Consider the following 18,138-nt stretch of genomic DNA (forward strand, 5'->3'; position numbering starts at 1 on the left):
GTCACGCTTGCGTCGGCGGGGCCTCGTTCTGGTTCTGGCGGGCGTCGTCGCCGTGCTCGCGGCGGGAGGCTATAGCCTCCTGCGGCCGGTGCGGCTCGACGCCACGGCCATCGCGCCCGAAGGAAGCGGCGATGCCGCGCGCGGCGAGCGCCTGTTCTGGGCGGGCGGTTGCGTGTCCTGCCACGCGAGCGAGGCGGCGGACCGTCCGGTCCTGTCCGGCGGCGCTCCGCTCGTCACGCCCTTCGGCACGTTCCACGGCCCCAACATCTCGCCCGATCCCGAGCATGGCATCGGGCGCTGGACGCTGGCCGATTTCGCCAATGCCCTGCAGCGCGGCGTCGATCCGGAAGGGCGCAATCTCTATCCGGCCTTCCCCTACACGTCCTATGCGCGCATGACGCCCGGCGACGTCGCCGATCTCCACGCCTTCCTCATGACGCTGCCGCCCTCGACGGCGGATGCGCCGCCGAACGATCTGCCGTTCCCCTTCAACCAGCGCATCGCGCTCGGTCTGTGGAAGGCGATGTTTCTCCATCCCGAGCCGGTCGTCACGCTGGCGGCGGACGTGCCCGAGCCGGTTCGGCGCGGGCGATATCTGGTGGAGGGTCCGGGACATTGCGGCGAATGCCACACGCCGCGAACGCTCGGCGGGGCGGGTGGGCTCGACCTGTCGCGTTGGCTCGCCGGCGGTCCTGCGCCTGAGGGCGACGGGCGCATTCCCAACATCACGCCGGGCGGCCCGACGGCCGATTGGAGCGAGGACGATCTCGTCACCTATTTCGAGACCGGCTTCACGCCCGAATTCGACAGTGTCGGCAGCTCGATGGTGGAGGTGCAGCACAATCTGGCGCGCCTGCCCAAAGACGACCTCGCCGCCATCGCGGCCTATCTAAAGGTCGTGCCGCCCATCCCGGACGCGGCCGACGCAAGGTAGGAAAAGGGGCGGCCGAGGCCGCCCCATCCGTTCTCAGAGCTCGGCCTTGCCCATGAGCTTGAGGGCGAAGCTGTAGATCATCGCGATCTCTTCCAGCTTGGCGAAGCGCCCCGACGCGCCGCCATGACCGGCGCCCATATTGGTGCGCAGGATCACGGGGTTCGAGTCGATCTTCCTCGCGCGCAGGCGCGCCACCCATTTGGCCGGTTCCCAATAGGTCACGCGCGGATCGGTGAGGCCGGCGAGCGCCAGGATCGGCGGATAGCTCCTGGCCTCGACATTGTCGTAGGGGCTGTAGCTCGAGATCGTCTCGTAGTCGGCCTCCGACAGGATCGGATTGCCCCATTCGGGCCATTCGGGCGGGGTGAGGGGCAGCGTGTCGTCGAGGATCGTGTTGAGAACGTCCACGAAGGGCACGACCGCAATGATGCCGCCGAACTTCTCGGGCGCCATGTTGGCGACCGCGCCCATCAGCATTCCGCCCGCCGAGCCGCCCTGCGCGACGATGCGCTCATAGCCCGTGAAGCCTTCCGCGACGAGGTGATCGGCGGCCGCGATGAAGTCGGTGAACGTGTTGCGCTTGTGCTCGCGCCGGCCCGCCTCGTACCAGCGGAAGCCCTTGTCCTTGCCGCCGCGAATATGGGCGATGGCATAGACGAAGCCGCGATCGACGAGGCTGAGCACATTGGTGCTGAACGAGGCCGGGATCGAGTGCCCGTAGGAGCCATAGCCGTAGAGCATCAGCGGCGCGGACCCGTCGAGCGGCGTCTCGCGGCGATAGACGAGCGAAATGGGAACCGTCTCGCCGTCCGGCGCGGGGGCGAAGATACGGCGCGCGACATAGAGCAAGGGATCGTGGCCCGAGGGCACTTCCTGCGTCTTCAGGAGCGTGCGGTCCCGCGTTTCGACGTCGTAGTCGAAGGTCTGGTTCGGCGTCGTCGGCGAGGAATAGGAGAAGCGGATCGTCGTCGTGTCGTATTCGTAGGTGCCGCCGAGGCCGAGCGAATAGGCCTCCTCCTCGAAGGCGACGGAATGCTCCGCGCCGTCGGCAAGACGCCGCACCACGATGCGCGGCAGGCCGTCCCGCCGCTCCAGCCAGACGAGATGCCGCTTCAGGACGAGATGCGACAGGATCAGGCGTCCGTCCTCGTGCGGCACGAGATCGGTCCAGGTCTCGCGACCCGGCTCGTTGGCGGGGGCGGTGACGATCTTGAAGTCGCGCGCGCCGTCGGCATTGGTGAGAATGAAGAGCGTGCCGTCGCCCTCGTCCACATCGTATTCGAGGCCCTTCTCGCGGCGCGCGACGAGGCGCGGCTCGGCGGCCGGGTTCGCCGCCGGGATCAGCCAGGCTTCCGAGGTCTCGTGGTCGTGGATGTCGATCACCACGAAGTCGCCGGACTGCGTCTTGCCGACGCCCATGAAGAAGCCCGTGTCGGTTTCCTCGTAGACGAGCGGATCGGACGCCGGGTCGGTGCCGAGCGCATGGTAGAAGACGCGGCTCGGCCGGTGGTTGGCGTCGAGGCGCGTGTAGAAGAAGCCGTGCGAGCGCGCGTCCCAGGTCGCGTCGCCGCTCGTGTCCGTGATGCGGTCGGGCAGGTCCGCGCCGGTCTCGAGATCGCGCAGGGCGATGTCGTAGAATTCGGAGCCCTTGTCGTCGAAGCTCCAGGCGAGCTTTGCGTGATCGGGCGAATGCTCGACGCCGCCGATCGAGAAATAGTCGATGCCGTCCGCTTCCTTGTTGGCGTCGAGATAGACCTGTTCGGCGCCCCCGTCGCGCGACACCCGGAAGAAGCGCGGATATTCGGCGCCCGCCTCATAGGCGACGCCATAGCTGAACGGGCCGTCGGGGGAGGGGACGGAGCTGTCGTCCTCCTTGATGCGCCCGCGCATCTCGGCGATGAGCTTGGCCTTCAGCGGCTCGACATCGGCGAGCGCGGCGTCGGCATAGCGGTTCTCGGCTTCGAGATGGGCGCGGATCATCGGGTCGAGCAGCGAGGTGTCCTTGAACATCTCCTGCCAGTTGTCGACGCGCATCCAGGCATATTCGTCGGACCGCGTGCGGCCATGCGCGGTGAGTTCCACCGGGCGCTGGGGCGCGCGCGGCGGCGCGGGAAGGTCGGCACGAAACACAGAAGACATCAAACACCGTTCGCAACGGACAGAATCAAGCCGCCGGAGCTTTCGTCCGGCGGCGGGCAAAGGCAAGCCTGAAAGGCCGGGTCGGGAGGCGGTCAGTCCTCGTCGAACTGCAGCGCGTAGCCGTTCATGCAGTAGCGCAGGCCCGTCGGGCGCGGGCCATCCTCGAACACATGGCCGAGATGGGCGTCGCAATCGGCGCAGCGAACCTCGGTGCGCGTCATCATGAAGGAGCGATCGACGTGCTCGCTGACGGCGTCCCGCTCCACCGGCTCGTAGAAGCTCGGCCAGCCGGTTCCCGATTCGAACTTGGTCTCGGAGCGGAAGAGGGGCTTCTCGCAGCAGACGCAGCGGTAGAGGCCGGTCGCCTTCTGGTCCCAGTTCGGCCCGGTGAAGGGGCGCTCCGTGCCATGGCCCCGCGCGACCTTGTACTGCTCCGGGGTCAGGATGTCCTGCCATTCGGCGTCCGACTTGCGAACCTTCAGGGGGCGTTCGCTCTCGCTGGCCATCGGTCTCGTCTCCGTTTCGCTTTCCAAGGGGAGGTAGGGCCGCGCAAGCGCGATCACAAGCGGGTCAGATGGCTCCCGGACCGGGCCTTCGAAGCAATTCGCAGGCCTCATGCGGGTTGAAGATACGGGCTCGGGGCCTATTAATACGGTCGTTGGAAGCGGCCGAGGGGTCGAGGGAATCGGGGAAACGCTGAGCCGGTATGAACAGCCTGTCGAGTGGTCTCCTTTATCTCGTCCTCGCCCTGCCGTTCATCGGCGCCTTGATCGCCCCCCTATCCCTCATCGCGCTCGGCCGGTTCGGCTCTCTGCTTCTCGCCTGCTTTCCGATCGGCGCGCTGGCGATCCTGTTTCAGCAGAGCGCCCAGGTGCAGGAGCGGGTGCCGATCCTCTTCGGCTTCGACTGGATTCCGAGCTTCGGCGTCCGCCTGTCCTTCCGGCTCGACGGCCTGTCCTTCGGCTTCGCCTTCCTGATTCTCGCCATCGGCGCGCTCGTCGTCCTGTATTCGGGCGGCTACATGCCCAAGGGCTCCAAGCGCGGCCGGTTCTTCGCCTATATCCTCCTGTTCATGGGCGCGATGCTCGGGCTCGTCCTGTCGGACGACCTGATCACGCTGTTCGTCTTCTGGGAGCTGACCTCGATCACCTCCTTCCTTCTCATCGGCTTCAATTTCGAGAAGGAAACGGCCCGGCGCGGCGCCATGCAGGCGCTGGTGATCACGGGCGGGGGTGGCCTTGCGCTTCTCGCCGGCCTGCTCCTGATCCGCGAGGCGACGGGCCTCACCAGCCTCACCGCGCTGCTGGAGCAGCCGGACGCCGTTCGCGCCCTGTCGATCTACGGGCCGGCGCTCGTGCTGGTGCTGATCGGCGCCTTCACCAAATCCGCGCAGATGCCGTTCCACGTCTGGCTGCCCAACGCCATGGAAGCGCCGACGCCGGTCTCGTCCTATCTGCATTCGGCGACCATGGTGAAGGCCGGCATCTATCTCCTGATGCGCCTGTTTCCGGTGCTCGGCGGCACGCCCGCCTGGGAAACCATCCTGCCGCTCTTCGGCGGCGTGACGCTGGTGATCGCCGCGTTCCTTGCCATGCGCCAGAGCGACATCAAGCTGATGCTCGCCTACACGACCGTCGCCTCGCTCGGCCTGCTCGTCATGCTGCTCGGCATCGGTTCGGAACTCGCGATCGAAGCGGCGGTGCTGTATCTCTTCGCCCATTCGCTCGCAAAGGCCTGCCTCTTCATGGTCGCGGGCTCGATCGACCACAGCGCCGGCACGCGCGACATCCGCGCGCTCGGCGGTCTCGCCCGCAAGATGCCGATGACCTTCGCGGCGGCGATCCTCGGCGCGGCGGCGATGGGTGGCCTGCCGCCGCTCTTCGGCTTCCTCGCCAAGGAGGAGGTCTATGCCGCCACCGCGACCGCCGACCTGACCGGCATCCTGACCACCATGGCCGCCGTGGTCGGCAATGCGCTGATGTTCGCCGTCGCGCTCGTCGTCGCCATCAAGCCCTTCGCCGGAACCATGCCGAGCGGCATTCGCAAGGCGCATGAATCGACGCCGCTCATCTGGTTCGGGCCGATCGTGCTCGGCGTGGTCGGGCTCCTGGCCGCGATCTTCTCGCAGACCACGCACCAGTTCATCTCCAACCCGATGTCGCCCCCGGCCCTCGACGGCGCGGTCGCCGTCGACATCGCGCTCGGCTTCCATTGGGGGCCGGCGCTGATCCTGTCGATCGTCACCGTCGCGCTCGGCATCGGCCTCTTCCTGCGCGCCACCCAGATGCGCGCGCTCGTCGCCGATCTCCTGCGGCGGGTCGGGTGGGGGCCGGACAAGGGCTTCGACCAGCTCATGCGCGGTCTGGTGGTCATGGCCTTCCATCTCACCGTGAAGCTTCAGCCCGGCCGGCTCGACGTCTACATGAAGGTGACGATCGCGGTGATCGTGGCGACGCTCTGGATCACGATGATCTGGGCCGGCTCGCTGCCGACGCGCCCCTCCATGCCGGACCTCTACTTCTACGAATGGGGCGTCATCGGCTTGATCGTGCTCGGCGCCGTCGTCGTCGTTCTCGCCAACAACCGCCTGACCGCCATCGTGTCGCTCGGCATCCAGGGCTTGGCCGTCGCGCTTCTCTTCATGCTCCTCGGCGCGCCGGATCTGTCCTTCACGCAATTCATGGTGGAGATCCTCTCGGTCGCGATCCTCGCGCTGGTGATGACGCGGCTGCGCCTTATGCCGGCCGACCGACGCCCCTGGCGCAACATCATTCCCGAGGCGGCGCTGGCGATCGCGGGAGGCGTCGGCTTCGCGCTCTTCCTCCTCCACATCACGCAGCGCCCCTTCGACACGACGATTGGCGACTTCTTCACGCGCTACAGCTACGTCATCGCCCATGGCCGCAACATCGTGAACGTCATCCTCGTCGATTTCCGGGGCGTCGATACGTTCGGTGAGATCGCGGTCGTGCTGACGACCGGCGCCGCCATTCTGGCGCTGGTGCGCATCCGCGCGGTGAAGCCCGATCCGCATTATTCGCGCAAGCGCCGCCGCCGGGCAGGGGAGCTGCAGCCATGAGAACGCTGATCTTCCGCGTCACCGCGCCTTATCTGACGGCGCTGATGCTGCTCTTCTCGCTCTTCGTTCTCCTGCGCGGGCACAACGAGCCGGGCGGCGGCTTCATCGGCGGGCTCATCGCTTCCTCCGCCATCGCGGTCTACGGCATGGCCTGCGGCGTGGAGGCGGTGCGCCGCGCGCTGCATTATCACCCGATCGCCTATGCAGGGCTGGGGCTCATCATCGCCACCCTGGCCGGCTTCCTGCCTTTGTTCGGGCGGGCGCAATTCATGACCGGGCTCTGGGCCTTCATCGATATCGCGGGCGGCGAAGTCGCCCTGTCCACCACACTTCTCTTCGACGTCGGCGTGTTTCTGGTGATCGTGGGCGCGATCAGCTCGATCGCGCTGTCGCTCGAAGAACGCTATTCGGACTGAGGAGCGCCGCATGGAAGTCGTCCTCGCCGCGCTCGTCGGCATTCTCTTCTCGATCTCGATCTACCTCCTGATCTCGACCTACATCATCCGCATGCTGCTCGGCGTGGTCCTGCTCGGAACCTCGGTCAATCTCTCGGTCTTCGTCGCCGGGCGGATCGGGCCGATCGCGCCGCCGCTCATTCCCAACCATCTCGAAGTGCCGCCGCAGGCGATCGCCAATCCGCTGCCGCAGGCCTTGATCCTGACGGCGATCGTCATTTCCTTCTCGTTTTTCGTCTTTTTGCTCGTGCTCACCTATCGCGCCTATCAGGACCTCGAAACCGACGACACCAACGACATGCGCGTCGCCGAACCCGAGAACGAGGGGCTCCCGCCCCTCGGCTACTAGGAGGCGCCGGTGAACAACGCGAACGACTACATTGCCGAGGCCATGGTGGTCGGCGCCTTCCGGCCCGATCAGTATCTCCTCATTCTGCCCGTCCTCATCTGCTTCGTTTTCGGGGCAGGCCTTCTGATGATGCGCCGGCGCATGGACCGCCATCCGATCGTCGCCATCACCGGGCTCGTGCTGCTTCTCGTCTGCGATCTGGCGCTTCTGGCGCGCATCGCGGAAGGTGGGCCGATCTCGATGGCGATGGGCGGCTGGAAACCGCCCTTCGGCATTTCCTTCACCGCCGATCTCCTCAGCGCCCTGTTCCTGTCGGTCGCGGGCTTCGCGGGCCTGGCCTGCGGCATCTATGCGGGGGCCTCGATCGACGCAGAAGGGCGGCGCTACGGCTTCTACCCGTTCTTGTTCATGGTCATGGCGGGCGTCTCCGGCGCGTTCCTGACCGGCGATATCTTCAATCTCTATGTCTGGTTCGAGGTCATGCTGATCGGCTCCTTCGGGCTCCTGATCCTCGGATCGGAGCGCGAGCAGCTCGACGGCGCGACCAAATATTGCTTCCTCAACCTGATCGGTGCGACGCTCTTCCTGCTCACGATCGGCTATCTCTACGGCGTGTTCGGCACGCTCAACATGGCCGACATCGCGGTGAAGTCGGCCGCGCTCGAGGGCAACGGCGTTCTCCTCACTATTGCCTCGCTCTTCCTCGTCGCCTTCTCGATGAAGGCGGCGGCCTTCCCGCTGAACTTCTGGCTGCCGGCCTCCTATCACACGCCGCGTTTCGTCGTGTCGGCGCTCTTTGCCGGGCTTCTCACCAAGGTCGGCATCTACGCGCTGATCCGCGTCGTGCTCATGCTGTTTCCGCCCGAGCGCGGCGGGCTCGGCTTCGTGATCGCCTGGATGGCGGCGCTGACCATGCTGGTCGGCGCGCTCGGCGCCCTGTCGCAGACCGACCTTCGCCGGATGCTGAACTATGTCGTGATCGCCGGCATCGGCACGATCCTTGCCGGCCTTGCGATCCCGCCCATCCTGGAGTCGCGCACCAGTGCCATCACCACGGGCGCCGCCGGCGTTCTCCGGCAGGCGGCGGAGGGCGCGGCGTTCAACAACGGCGTCTCGCTCGACGGGCCGCTGGCGACCGGCCTGTCGGGCGCGGTGTTCTACGCGCTCCACTCGGTCGTGGTCATGACCGCGCTTTATCTTGCCGCCGGCGTCGCGGCCTTCCGGAACGGCTCCTCCTCGCTGCATGAGATGGGCGGGCTGTGGAAGCGCCACCCGCTCTTTTCGGCCCTGTTCCTCGTTCTGCTTCTCGCCGTGTCCGGCCTGCCGCCCTTCTCGGGCTTCTGGCCGAAAATGCTCTTGGTGCGCGCCGCGATCGCGGCGGAGCTGCCCTGGCTGGCGGCGGCGGTGCTGGTCTCGGGCTTCCTCCTCACCATCGCCTGCATCCGCGTCTTCTCGCTGGCCTTCTGGCGGCCGTTGCCGGTGCTCGCGGAAGCCGGCGAGGGGCATCCCCCCGAAGAGGTGTTCCGCGCCCCGCAGCCGGGCCGCCCGCTGGCGCTCATTCCGCTCGTCGCGCTCTGCCTCTTCGTGATCGTGGTCGGCGTCTGGCCGGAGCCGCTCGCCCAACTGACCTTTGAAGCCGCCCATCAGGTCCTGAAGCCGAGCGCCTATCTCGCCGTCGTCCTCGGAGGCACGCCATGATGAATCCCTTCGTCGCGAACCTTCTTCTCGCTCTGATCTGGCTGGTGATCACCGGCGGCTTCAGCCTCGGCAATCTCCTGTTCGGTTTCGTCCTCGGCGCGGGCTCGCTGTTCCTGATCCGCGAGCAGATCGGCGCGCAGGGCTATTTCCAGCGCGGCCGCAAGGTTCTCGGCCTCATTCTCTTTCTGATCTACGATCTGGCCGTGTCGGCCTGGCGCGTCGCCAATGTCGTCCTCGCTCCCAAGCTGGACGTGCGCCCCGGCGTGTTCCTGTATCGCCACCGCGTGAAGACGGATTTCGAGATCGCGCTTCTGTCCAATCTCGTCGGGCTGACGCCGGGCACGCTGATCTTCGATATTTCCGAGGACAACTCGACCCTCTTCGTCCATGCGCTCGACTGCTCCGACCCGGAGGCCCGCCGCCGCGAGATCGCGGAGGGCTTCGAGCGCCGGATTCTGGAGGCGTTCCGATGAGCTTCGCCCAGTTCTCGGAGCGCTTTCTCGACATCGCCCTGACGGTCGCGCTCGTTCTCCTCTGCATCTCCTTCCTCTGCACGGTGATCCGCATCTGGAAGGGACCGACCCTGCCGGACCGGGTGCTCGGGCTCGATGTCCTCACCTCGTCCTCGATCGGCTTCATCGCGGTGATCGGCATCGACACGGGCTTCACGCTCTATGTCGATATCGCCATCGCGCTCGGCCTCGTCGGCTTTCTCGCCACCGTCTCCTTCGCCCGCTTCATTCTGGCGCGCGGCGACACCGAGCGCTCGCCCGTTGCTTCCGCGACGGAGCCGGAGGCGGACCTGAAAATCCTCGGGGAACAGGATCGGAGCGCATGATGGAGGCGGTCGGCAACATCCTGGCGGGCGTCTTCGTGGTGATGGGGGCGCTCTTCGCCCTCGTCGCCTCGATCGGCATTCTGCGACTGCCCGATTTCTACACGCGCATTCACGCTGCCTCGAAGGCCGGCACGGTCGGCTCGGTTCTGGCGCTGATCGCGCTTGCCATCGTTTCGGTTCAAACGGCGGAAGTCCTGCGGGCCATCGCGGCCATCGTGTTCTTCTTCCTCACCGCACCGATCTCGGCGCATCTTCTCGGCAAGGCCGCCTATTCCGCGGGCTACCGCATGTGGTCCGGCTCGGTGATGGACGAGATGGAGGACGACCCCGAAACGGTTCCGACCGCGCTCGCCGACAGCGACACGCCTCCGAACCCGGACCGCGCCTGAGCGCCCGCCACTCGCAAGCCGCCGAACGTCGCCCTTGCGCTCGGCGGCGTCCGCGCCGAGAAGAGGGCGCTCGCCTCCGAGCCTGCGCACCGGAAAGTCCGACATGCTGCGTCCCCACGATCGTCTCGCCCTCGTCTGTTCCGGTCTGTTCGGCGCGGCGGGAACCGGCGGCGCGGCCTATGCCGCGCATGGGGGAGGGGATGCGAGCCTTGCGGCCATCGCCGCCGCGATCGCCTTCGTCCATGCCCCGGCGCTCCTCGCGCTCGGCCTTGCCGGCGAGCGGCTGCGCGGATCGTTCGTCCCGGTGCTCGGGATGATCGTCGGCGTCGTCTTGTTCTCGGGCGATCTCGCGATGCGGCTCGCGACGGGCGGCCGGCTTTTCGCCATGGCCGCGCCGACCGGCGGGTCGGTGCTGATTCTCTCCTGGCTCGCCGTCGCCGTTCTAGCCTTGCTGCCGAAGCGCGCTCGAACGAGCTGAAACGACCAGGAGCAGGGCTCGCCGCGCGCACGCAGCGAGCCGATGGCCTTTACTGGGCCGGCGTCGCGGCGGGCTCCGCCGGTGCCGCGAGCGCGGCCTTCGGGCCTTTCAGGATGGCGTTGAGGATGCGCTCCGCCAGAGCCTCGTAATTGCCGTCGAAATGGTGCCCGCCCTCGATCGAAACCGTGGCGGCGTCGGCGAGCTGCGACGCCAGACACGCCGTGTCCTTCTCGTCCTCGGTTCCGTAGACGCAGAGGATCTTGGAGGTCGGAACGGCCTTCAGCGCGTTCACGACATCGCTCTCGCCCGTCGCCATGCCGAGCCAGCCGCCGACGGAGATCTCGAATCCGGTCTTCTGCGAGGGGGCGAGAAGTCCGACGAGGCCGATGCGGTCGGTCCAGATCTGCGGGAGCTTGGGATAGGCGAAGGGCAGCGTGTCCGCGCCGAAGGAATAGCCGAGGAGCGCGACCGGAACGCCCTTCTTGGGGTTGGCCTTGCCGAGCATGGTTTCCATGTCGATCGCCATCTGCTCGGGCGTCTTTTCCGACCAGAAATAGCGCAGCGCGTCGACGCCGATGACCTCGACGCCGTGCTCGGTCAGCCAGTCGCCGATCGTCTTGTCGAGATCGCGCCAGCCGCCGTCGCCCGAGAAGAAGAGGGCGACCGCGATCGGCTCGCCCTTGGGCTTCGAGACGATGATCGGCAGCGCCGAATTGTCGGCCTGCGAGATGTTGTTGGCCGCGCTCACCACGTCGTCCGCCGCCAGATCGGGGTCCTTGGCGACGATGATGCTCGCCTTGTTCGCCGGCGGGTTCGCGAGGTCGGTGGAGTGGCCGTCCGCATCCACGAAGACGAAGGGTTGGATGAGGTCCGCGTCCCGGGCGTAGGAATAGCTGCCGCGCCCGCTCGCGGTCGGCTCGGCGCCCTTGCAGACCGGCAGCCTGGAGCGCGCCGACGGGGCGGCGTTCAGCGCCACGCCACCCGCCATGGTGGCGGCCGGCGTGTCGGCCACGGCGGCATAGGCGAAGGTGCCGCCGGCGCCGCGCCCGACCACGACCGGGTGGAAATAGGTCTGCAGATCGAGCGCGCGCAGGGCTTCCTTCGCGATGCCCTCGATGTCGGAGCCGAGATAGATGCAGTCGTCGCCGTCCTGGATCTGGTCCTCGAGCTCCGCGCGCCAACGGGCGAGGTCGATCGGCAGGACGATCTGCCCGCCCGCCACGAGCCGCGCCGCGAGGTCGCGATCGTCACGCGTCAGGCCGCCCTCGTCCGAGAGGAGGACGGTCAGGCCGACCGGATCGTCCTGCGGTTGCAGCACGGGAACCGCTTCCATGTTCTCGTAGGACACGACGGCGGCCGGCACGACGGCTGCGGCGTCGGTCTTGACGCGGGAAAGGAGAACGCCCGCCGCCACGCCGCCGAGAAGAACGGGCGTGAGAAGAGCCGCCAGGAAGAGAGGGGTTCGCTTCATGAATCCTGCTTGGGTCGGCCGGAGATAAGGGTCGTCACGTCCACCAGCACCTTGGCGGTGTCGAAGCCGCCGGGGCAGACGAGATAATGCGGAGTCCAGACGGGGGCGAATTTCTGCTTGAAGGATTTCAGCCCGTCGAAGCGGTAGAACGAGCCGCCGCGTCGATACAGGAAGGAGCCGAAGCGGTTCCAGCGCGAGGCGCCGCGCCGGTCCACGAGACCCGAGAGCGGGGCGGCTCCGAGGTTGAACCACCTATAGCCTTCGTCCTTGGCGTGGAGCATCAGATTGGCGAAGAGCGCGTCCATGATGACCTTCGACACGTTGGGCAGGAAACGCATCAGATCGATGGAGATCTCCTGCTTGTTCGCGCCGCGCCAGATATTGGCGAAGGCGACGATGGCGCCGTCCTTCTTCAGAACCGCCATGTCGAAATGCGAGAGATAGGCCCGGTCGAAATAGCCGAGCGAGAAGCCCTTCTCGGAGCCGGCCTTCATTTCGAGCCAGGCGTCGGATACGGCGCGCAGCTCGTCCATGCTGGCCGCGACCTCCTCGCGCGTCAGAACCGAGAAGACGAGGCTCTCGCGCTCGGCGCGGCGAATCGCGGTGCGCAGGTCCTGCTTCTTGGCGCCTTCCAGCGTGAAGGTGGTGAGATCGACGCGCGCGACTTCGCCGAGCTTCAGCGCGACGAGCCCCATGTCGAGGAACATCGGCAGGCTTTCGGGCGAAACTTCGTAGAAGACCGTGCGCTCGGCCTGCGAATCGGCCAGATCGCGAAACGCCCAGGCGAGGTCGTGGACGACATCGGGCGGGCCGATCGGCTCGCCGAGCGCGATGAGACTGCCGCCCGAGCGGGCATACATCACGAAGCCGCGTTTGTCGGGCGAGAACAGGAAGCGCTTGTCGCCGAGCAGCGCCAGCGCCGCGTTGGTGCTGGGCGAGGCGGCGACGATCTGCGCGACCTCGTCCGGAATGCGGATGCGACGCTGCAATTGGTCGTTGCGGCGGTGGATCGCGACGTCGAGCCCGACAAAGGCGATCACCGCGAAGGCGAGGACGCTGGCGCGCAGGAAGCGCGGTGCATCGGCCAGAAGCGCGAAGTCCCACCACATGTTGTTGGCGTATTCGACATGGCGATAGGCGAAGAAGCCGAGCCAGACCGTTGCGATCACGGTGGCCGAAACGGCGGCGAGCCAGCTCCAGTTGATGGCGAAGAGGCCGCGCATCGACCGGCGATAGAAGGCGTGACGGAAGCCGAGGAGGAGCCCTGCGACGAGAACGAGCACGAAGGCTTCTTCCCAGTCTAGCCCCTTGGAAATCGAGAAGACCGCCCCGGCGACGAGGAGACCGAGCGCCACGACCCAGGCGCGCCAGAGCCGCTTGGCGAGGCCGCGCGAGACGATCAGCAGCGTGACGCCGACGAAGCTCGCGGCGAGATGCGACATCTCGATGAAGGGCAGGGGCACGAAATCGGCCAGGACGTCGAGCCGGTATTCCTTGCTGGGCGTCGCGCCCGACGCCAGAAGTACCAGCCCGCCGCCGAAGGCCAGCACGGCGGTGGCGGGCGGCACCATGGGCTCCAGCGCCCGGGCGAGTTCCTTCATCGGCCCCTTCATCGCGCCGCGCCGGCGGAAGGCCTCCACCACGAGAAGGCCGACCACGGTCACGAGCAGCGGCAGGAGCGTGTAGATCAGGCGGTAGACGAGAAGGGCGGCCACGACATCGGCGCGTTGCGACAGGCCGAGGCTGACGATGATCGTCGCTTCGAAGGCGCCAAGGCCGCCGGGCGCGCTGGAGGCGACGCCGACCACGACCGCGACCGAGAAGACGAGCGCGAAGAGAATGAAACTGTCGACCGTGCCGGCGGGCATCAGGATGTAGAGAACGGCTGCCGCGGCGCCGACATCGACGATGCCGGCGACGAGCTGGACGATGGCGCCCTTGTGCGAGGGCAGCGGCAGCGAGAACTTGCCGAAGCGCGCCGTGCGTTCCCCGCCCGAGAGCCAGAACACGAAGCCGGCGACGAGGGCGACGAGGATGACGCCGATCGCCGCGTCCACCACCGGTCCGGCATCGCGGAACACGGGCACGCCGCTCGGATCGACGATCAGCGCGACGCCCAGCATGATGGCGAGCGCGAACCAGAGCGCGAACCAGGATGTGCCGACGATGCGCCCGATATCGGCGAGCTCGATGCCGCCCGCCTTGTAGACGTGGTAGCGCAGCGCGCCGCCGGTGAGCAGTGGAAACCCGAGCGCGTTGGAGATGGCATAGCCCGCCGCGCCGACCGTCGCGGCCACGGGCTTCGAGACGCGGCCGGGCGCGATCGTCTCCACCGCCACCACGTCGTAGAGCGAGACGGCGGCAAAGGAGATGATCGTGAACAGGAGAGCGAGCAGCAGGTCGAGACCCGACACGGCGTCCACGGCGGCCCGGACCTCGGCCAGCGTCAGCGTGTGGACCATGCTGCCGAGCGCGGCGAAGGCCGCGATCGTGATCGCCAGACCAAGCAGGGCCGGAACGTATTTTCGCCAGGCGCGGGCGGAGGAGCGGTCGGCTTTGGCCTCGATGGTCATGCGTCGATTCCCGATGGTCCCGCGCTGCAGGTTGGGCCGCAGCGAGCGGCATTTACCCCGCCTGACGTTCCGAGCAAGCCCATGCCACCGATTTGCGTGAATTTCAGGGTGAACGCTTACGACCGGAGCATGAAGTTTGGATGGAGCACGTTAGGGAAGGGGACCTTTTCTTGTCCATGACCCAACGGGAGTTTCTTCGGCGGAGCTTGGCGAGCGTTCCCGAGCGGGTGCTCCGCTGCGGGGGATTTGCCGAAAATCCGCATGGGAGCCTTTCAGCGATCGTATCTCCGGCACGATGGACCCCGCCCGATTGGCGAGAAATGTCTCGCTCGTCGCAACGCTCTGTTGGGGATGGTCGCGGAAAGGTCGGCTCCGTAACGGAACACTAAACATGGCCATGCGACGGTTTCGCTCGAAGTCGGAATGAACGATGCAGGATGATCGATGATCGGTCATCCACAGGAGCATGAGTTGGTGTTGTGAAGTCAATAAACGCCAAGCTTTTGATCAGTGGGTTGCTCATAGCGCTGCTGTCGGGTTTCGTGGGCATGTTCGTGCTTCGCAGCAACCGGGATGCCGCGCAGATGGCGATCGCCATGATCGAGCATGGCGTCGATCCGCTCGATCAGCTGGAAGCCGCCTCGCGCTCGCTTTCGGACCTGGAGAAGCGTTTCGCCGAGCAGCCGGGGCCCGAAACCCGCGCTCTGCCGCTCGCGCCCCTCGAAGGGGATGCGCTGCTCATGAGCCTGTCCGATATCGTCGCCAGCGTGCGGGGTGCGATGGTCGCCGTGCCCGATCCGCAATTGTCGCGCAAGCTCGACGAACTCCTGTATTCCATCAACCGCCTGCGCAGCGCGGAAGGCGACGTCACGCATCGGCTGGTCAGGCGCGAGCTTTCCGGCATCGTCAATGACGTGGAAACCTCCATCGCCCTGATTCGACAGGATCTCGTGCGGATGCGCGACGCCTCGTTGCAGGAGCGGCGCGCCATCGATCAGGCGGTTCTGTCCGGCGGCGTGACGGGGATCGTGATCGGCCTGTTCCTCATCTTCTATCTCTCGCGCAGCATCTCGCGGCCGATCCGCAGCGCGGCGTCCGCGCTTCGCCAGGTGGGCGGCGCATCGACCGCAGGGCGCGAGCCGCCCGCAGCCGACATGATGCTCGATCTCGAATCGGCGATCCGCTTCGTGGAAACCGTGATCGAGAACAAGGAACGCAGCTCCCGTCTTCAGAGGAGCAGTTCCGCCGCTCATCTCCTGGCGACGGTGGAGCGGCAGCAGAAGCGACTGCGCGTGGCGCTCGATGCCCTGCGCAAGCCGCTCTGCCTCGTGGACGAAGCCGGGCGCCTGACGGACGCGAACCGGGAATTCGAGAAGCTCTTCCCGGATCTTCGTGTCGGCACGCTCGTCAGCACCTGGACCGGCCACGAGCTTCTGGCCAACGCGCTTCTCAAGGGCGGGGAGGACGAGGTTCTGGAGCCGGGAGACGGTTCGCTCTTCCGCGTCCGTTGCCACACCAATCCCATCGACAACGGCATGATCGCGGTGTTCGACGACCTGACGCCGGGCGAGACCACGCAGCGCGAACTCGAGCGTCTCTCGATGCAGGATTCGCTGACGGGCCTTCCCAATCGCGACAATTTCTACAGCTTCCTCGACCACGCGCTGAAGAGCGGGACGGAGCCGGTTTCGGTCTTCGTGATCGACGTCGTAGCCTTCAAGAATGTCAACACGACCCTGGGCCTCGGCGCGGGCGACGAACTCCTGCGGCAGGTCGGCGAGCGCCTGACGCAGCTGGCCGGTCCGGATTGCCACGTCGCGCGTGTGGCCGGCGACGAGTTCGGCCTCGTCGCGCCGAGCATCGAGCAGCGAGGCGGGCCGGAGCGGTTCGGCCGCAACATCGTCCACGATTTCGCCCGCCGTCCGATCACCGTCGCCGGTCGGCCGCTGACCGTGCGCCTCGCGGTGGGCGTCGTACCCGATCTGCAGCCCGATGGCAGCCTCGATGCGCGCATCGTGATGCGCGATTGCGAGATCGCGCTCGAAACCGCCAAGAAGAGCACCTCGGACCCGTTCTGCGTCTATGCGCCGGAAATCCGTATCGAGCACCAGCGGCGTCAGGACATGGAGCGCGACCTGCGCGAGGGTCTGGTGCGCGGCGAGTTCGAGCTGCACTTCCAGCCCTTCATCGACGTGAAGCGCAAATGCGTGTCCGGCTTCGAGGCGCTGGTGCGCTGGAACTCCCCGACGCGCGGGCACGTCTCGCCGGGCGTCTTCATTCCGATCATGGAAGAAACCGGACTGATCGTGCCGCTCGGGCTCTTCGTCCTGCGCGACGCGTGCCGGCAGGCCGCTCGCTGGCCCGGTGGCCTGACCCTATCGATCAACCTCTCGCCGCGTCAGTTCGACGTCGGAGACATCGTCGCCGACGTCCGGCAGACCCTTTCCGAAACGAAGCTCGATCCCAAGCGCCTGCAGCTCGAAGTGACCGAGTCGCTGTTCCTGTCCGACGGCGACAAGGTGCTCGACATCCTGACGGCGCTGCGCAAGCTCGGCGTCACGATCTCGATGGACGATTTCGGCACGGGCTATTCCTCGCTCGGCTATCTCAGCCGCTTCCCGTTCGACAAGATCAAGATCGACCAGTCCTTCGTGCGCGATCTCTCGCGCCGCGAGAACATGGCGATTGTGCGCGCCGTTCTCGGCCTTGGCGCTTCGATGAAGCTCGCGGTCATCGCCGAGGGCGTGGAGACGGTGGATCAGATGGTGGCGCTCGAGGGCGAGGGCTGTCTTGAAATGCAGGGCTATCTCTTCTCGCCGCCGCGCGCGGCGGGCGAGCTCGCCAAGGTGCTGGTGGAAGTGCGCGAAGGCTTCCAGAACGGGCGTTTCGAGCCGGCCCCCGCGCCCGTCGCCCTGCGCGCCTGACCGCGCGGCGCGTTCGCGCCCGTCTCGCGGCTTCTATCGCGGCGAAGGGGCAGGGCGCGCGCCGCCGAGAATGATCGCGAGGATCGCCTCGGTGGTCTCCTCGAGGAACCCCGGGGCTCGGGCGCGATCGCCCAGCACCGCCTCGATCTGCACGGCGAAGTCGGCATAATGCTGCGTGGTCGCCCAGATCGTGAAGATCAGATGCACCGGATCGACCGGCGCGATCCGTCCATCGGCGATCCATTGCGCGATCACGCTCGCCTTGGCCTCGACCAGCGCCCGCAGCTCGGTCTCCAGATACGGGCGGATCACCGGCGCGCCGCTCAGGATTTCATTGGCGAAAAGGCGCGAGGCCTCGGGCTGCTCGAAGGTCATGCGAAGCTTGGCGGCGATATAGAAGCGCAGCTCCGTTTCCGGGTCTCCGTCCCGTTCCAGAACGCGCAGGGGCGCCAGCCATTCCGTCAGCGTGCGCTCGAGAAGCGCCGCGTAGATCTCTTCCTTGCGCCCGAAATAATAGAGGAGATTGGGCTTCGACATGCCGGCGCTCTTAGCGATCTGGTCGATCGTCGAGCCGCGATAACCGTAAGCGGCGAAGATCGGCAGGGCGGCGGCGAGAATGGTTTCGCGGTTGGCGGCCTGGATGCGGGTCTTCGGCTTCCCGCTGCGCGTCTTGCGAACCTCCTGATCCATCCGCCCCGTTTCCTCCCCCATGCCGGCCGGCCGAATCGCCTCTCCTGTTAGCCTCGCCCGTTTCAGCGTTGTTTCGCCGTGAGGTCAACGCGCGATGCGGGCGGTCGGGGGGGGGGGCGTG

The 18,138-nt window shown here is 66.9% G+C and carries 15 protein-coding genes; 10 read left to right on the plus strand and 5 right to left on the minus strand.

The window, feature by feature from the left end; translation table 11 throughout:
- Positions 1-7 precede the first annotated feature (7 nt).
- The gene (locus B146_RS0117700; protein ID WP_019997809.1) at positions 8-934 is read left to right on the plus strand and encodes a cytochrome c; all 927 of its coding nucleotides are present in this window, start codon (positions 8-10) and stop codon (positions 932-934) included.
- 33 nt (positions 935-967) lie between these two features.
- Here the strand turns inward: B146_RS0117700 and B146_RS0117705 are convergent, their stop codons facing one another.
- Positions 968-3,073 (minus strand): S9 family peptidase, encoded by a 2,106-nt coding sequence (locus B146_RS0117705; protein ID WP_019997810.1) that lies wholly within the window; start codon positions 3,071-3,073, stop codon positions 968-970.
- Positions 3,074-3,165: 92 nt separating this feature from the next.
- A complete protein-coding gene (gene msrB, locus B146_RS0117710) occupies positions 3,166-3,579 on the minus strand; it encodes a peptide-methionine (R)-S-oxide reductase MsrB (RefSeq protein ID WP_026358705.1) in 414 nt (137 codons plus the stop codon).
- Positions 3,580-3,779: 200 nt separating this feature from the next.
- Between msrB and B146_RS0117715 the strand changes: the two genes are divergently transcribed.
- The 8 genes from B146_RS0117715 to B146_RS0117750 all read left to right on the plus strand — a co-directional run bounded on the left by B146_RS0117715 (position 3,780) and on the right by B146_RS0117750 (position 10,359).
- Complete coding sequence (locus B146_RS0117715; protein ID WP_019997812.1) at positions 3,780-6,152, plus strand: putative monovalent cation/H+ antiporter subunit A; 2,373 nt, start codon at positions 3,780-3,782, stop codon at positions 6,150-6,152.
- Positions 6,149-6,568, plus strand: coding sequence for a Na(+)/H(+) antiporter subunit B (locus tag B146_RS0117720; RefSeq protein ID WP_019997813.1), 420 nt, complete (start codon positions 6,149-6,151; stop codon positions 6,566-6,568). Before B146_RS0117715 ends, B146_RS0117720 begins: the two co-directional genes overlap by 4 nt.
- Before the next feature lie 10 nt (positions 6,569-6,578).
- Positions 6,579-6,956, plus strand: a complete 378-nt coding sequence (locus B146_RS0117725; protein ID WP_019997814.1) for a Na+/H+ antiporter subunit C — start codon at positions 6,579-6,581, stop codon at positions 6,954-6,956.
- Between the two features lie 42 nt (positions 6,957-6,998).
- Complete coding sequence (locus tag B146_RS0117730; protein ID WP_051091595.1) at positions 6,999-8,654, plus strand: proton-conducting transporter transmembrane domain-containing protein; 1,656 nt, start codon at positions 6,999-7,001, stop codon at positions 8,652-8,654.
- Complete coding sequence (locus B146_RS0117735) at positions 8,651-9,127, plus strand: Na+/H+ antiporter subunit E (protein WP_019997816.1); 477 nt, start codon at positions 8,651-8,653, stop codon at positions 9,125-9,127. Before B146_RS0117730 ends, B146_RS0117735 begins: the two co-directional genes overlap by 4 nt.
- A complete protein-coding gene (locus B146_RS26550) occupies positions 9,124-9,492 on the plus strand; it encodes a cation:proton antiporter (RefSeq protein ID WP_019997817.1) in 369 nt (122 codons plus the stop codon). Before B146_RS0117735 ends, B146_RS26550 begins: the two co-directional genes overlap by 4 nt.
- Positions 9,489-9,881, plus strand: a complete 393-nt coding sequence (mnhG, locus tag B146_RS0117745; RefSeq protein ID WP_019997818.1) for a monovalent cation/H(+) antiporter subunit G — start codon at positions 9,489-9,491, stop codon at positions 9,879-9,881. Before B146_RS26550 ends, mnhG begins: the two co-directional genes overlap by 4 nt.
- Positions 9,882-9,984: 103 nt before the next feature.
- A complete protein-coding gene (locus B146_RS0117750) occupies positions 9,985-10,359 on the plus strand; it encodes a DUF423 domain-containing protein (RefSeq protein WP_019997819.1) in 375 nt (124 codons plus the stop codon).
- Positions 10,360-10,408: 49 nt separating this feature from the next.
- Here the strand turns inward: B146_RS0117750 and B146_RS26555 are convergent, their stop codons facing one another.
- Positions 10,409-11,830, minus strand: a complete 1,422-nt coding sequence (locus tag B146_RS26555; protein ID WP_019997820.1) for a virulence factor family protein — start codon at positions 11,828-11,830, stop codon at positions 10,409-10,411.
- Complete coding sequence (gene mprF, locus B146_RS0117760) at positions 11,827-14,403, minus strand: bifunctional lysylphosphatidylglycerol flippase/synthetase MprF (RefSeq protein ID WP_019997821.1); 2,577 nt, start codon at positions 14,401-14,403, stop codon at positions 11,827-11,829. The genes B146_RS26555 and mprF overlap by 4 nt, the downstream gene beginning before the upstream one ends.
- Positions 14,404-14,951: 548 nt before the next feature.
- Here mprF and B146_RS27930 point away from each other — a divergent pair.
- On the plus strand, positions 14,952-17,327 hold the full coding sequence (locus B146_RS27930) for a putative bifunctional diguanylate cyclase/phosphodiesterase (RefSeq protein WP_155897577.1): 2,376 nt from the start codon (positions 14,952-14,954) through the stop codon (positions 17,325-17,327).
- Between the two features lie 33 nt (positions 17,328-17,360).
- Here B146_RS27930 and B146_RS0117770 read toward each other — a convergent pair whose 3' ends face one another.
- Positions 17,361-18,017 carry a TetR family transcriptional regulator C-terminal domain-containing protein gene (locus B146_RS0117770; protein ID WP_019997823.1) on the minus strand — a complete coding sequence of 219 codons (657 nt, stop codon included), beginning with the start codon at positions 18,015-18,017 and terminating at the stop codon, positions 17,361-17,363.
- Positions 18,018-18,138: the final 121 nt, after the last annotated feature.

This window comes from Aureimonas ureilytica DSM 18598 = NBRC 106430 (assembly GCF_000382705.1).
Taxonomy (GTDB): Bacteria; Pseudomonadota; Alphaproteobacteria; order Rhizobiales; family Rhizobiaceae; genus Aureimonas; species Aureimonas ureilytica.

Bases quoted from the DNA above. Each gene is read 5' to 3' on its own strand.
- B146_RS0117705 (WP_019997810.1), bottom strand. From the start codon at position 3,073: ATGTCTTCTGTGTTTCGTGCCGACCTTCCCGCGCCGCCGCGCGCGCCC.
- msrB (WP_026358705.1), bottom strand. From the start codon at position 3,579: ATGGCCAGCGAGAGCGAACGCCCCCTGAAGGTTCGCAAGTCGGACGCC.
- B146_RS0117715 (WP_019997812.1), top strand. From the start codon at position 3,780: ATGAACAGCCTGTCGAGTGGTCTCCTTTATCTCGTCCTCGCCCTGCCG.
- B146_RS0117720 (WP_019997813.1), top strand. From the start codon at position 6,149: ATGAGAACGCTGATCTTCCGCGTCACCGCGCCTTATCTGACGGCGCTG.
- B146_RS0117725 (WP_019997814.1), top strand. From the start codon at position 6,579: ATGGAAGTCGTCCTCGCCGCGCTCGTCGGCATTCTCTTCTCGATCTCG.
- B146_RS0117730 (WP_051091595.1), top strand. From the start codon at position 6,999: ATGGTGGTCGGCGCCTTCCGGCCCGATCAGTATCTCCTCATTCTGCCC.
- B146_RS0117735 (WP_019997816.1), top strand. From the start codon at position 8,651: ATGATGAATCCCTTCGTCGCGAACCTTCTTCTCGCTCTGATCTGGCTG.
- B146_RS26550 (WP_019997817.1), top strand. From the start codon at position 9,124: ATGAGCTTCGCCCAGTTCTCGGAGCGCTTTCTCGACATCGCCCTGACG.
- mnhG (WP_019997818.1), top strand. From the start codon at position 9,489: ATGATGGAGGCGGTCGGCAACATCCTGGCGGGCGTCTTCGTGGTGATG.
- B146_RS0117750 (WP_019997819.1), top strand. From the start codon at position 9,985: ATGCTGCGTCCCCACGATCGTCTCGCCCTCGTCTGTTCCGGTCTGTTC.
- B146_RS26555 (WP_019997820.1), bottom strand. From the start codon at position 11,830: ATGAAGCGAACCCCTCTCTTCCTGGCGGCTCTTCTCACGCCCGTTCTT.
- mprF (WP_019997821.1), bottom strand. From the start codon at position 14,403: ATGACCATCGAGGCCAAAGCCGACCGCTCCTCCGCCCGCGCCTGGCGA.
- B146_RS27930 (WP_155897577.1), top strand. From the start codon at position 14,952: ATGTTCGTGCTTCGCAGCAACCGGGATGCCGCGCAGATGGCGATCGCC.
- B146_RS0117770 (WP_019997823.1), bottom strand. From the start codon at position 18,017: ATGGATCAGGAGGTTCGCAAGACGCGCAGCGGGAAGCCGAAGACCCGC.